The 829-nt window shown below is 56.0% G+C and carries 2 protein-coding genes; both read right to left on the bottom strand.

What is annotated here, in order from left to right; genetic code table 11:
* Positions 1 to 508, bottom strand: a 508-nt coding sequence (locus tag WH277_RS00550) for a secretin N-terminal domain-containing protein (protein ID WP_339503754.1), incomplete at its 3' end; no start/stop codon positions are given.
* A 15-nt stretch (positions 509 to 523) separates the two neighbouring features.
* The gene (locus tag WH277_RS00555) at positions 524 to 766 is read right to left on the bottom strand and encodes a hypothetical protein (protein WP_339503756.1); all 243 of its coding nucleotides are present in this window, start codon (positions 764 to 766) and stop codon (positions 524 to 526) included.
* Positions 767 to 829: the final 63 nt, after the last annotated feature.

An 829-nucleotide genomic window follows, 5' to 3' on the forward strand; every position in this document is an offset into this window, starting at 1 on the left:
CTCTTTCCAGCGCGCTCAACTCAAGATCCAGCAACTGACCATCCAGTTTTGCCAGCGTAAAACCCACCATGCCCGCCGGGTGACTGACGCCAAGATCCACTCTAAGCTGGCTGCTTCGCAACGCCTGTGCCACCTGTTCAGATCCACTTAGCCCCCAGTTAACCCCTAACTCGCGCAGATTCTCTTCACTGATGGTGACGATGTGTGCTGCCAGTTCAATCTGTGCCAACGGCACATCTAACTGGCGCACCCAGCGTTCTACCTGATCGAGGGCGCTTTCAGTATCACGTAATAGCAGACTGTTGGTTCGACTATCCAGCGTAATGCTGCCACGCGCGGTCATTAATCGGGCGCGCTCATTTTGCAGGCTGCCGTTGACCGCTGCGGCATCGGCATGCTGGAGAGTGAGCGTACGATTATGCAGGGGGAGCGTCTGTTCCTGAGCTTCACGGCGTGCGGCCGTGTTTAGCTCCTCCTCTTGCTGCCAGCTCTCCGGATAAATAAGCATCACGTTGGCCGGTTTTTACATTGTCAGGCGCCCCATTTTTAACACCAACTGTAAAGCCTGCTGCCAGGGCACGTCTTTCAGCCGAAGAGACAGCGTGCCTTCTATTCCGGGCGCCACCACCAGGTTGAGCTGCTGATAATCGGCCAGCGCCTGTAATACCTGCCCGACAGGGGCAGCGTCAAAAGCGAGAGAAAGGGGAATCTGGCTGGCGGATATCGGGCTTATCAGCGCCAGCCACAGGCAAATCATCCTGAGCATTATGTCGTCCTTTTAAACCCAGCCGACGTGGCGGCTGGCAGTCCTGTAAAATCGTAATCGTGA

This window comes from Erwinia sp. MYb416 (genome assembly GCF_037479575.1).
Taxonomy (GTDB): domain Bacteria; phylum Pseudomonadota; class Gammaproteobacteria; order Enterobacterales; family Enterobacteriaceae; genus Erwinia; species Erwinia rhapontici.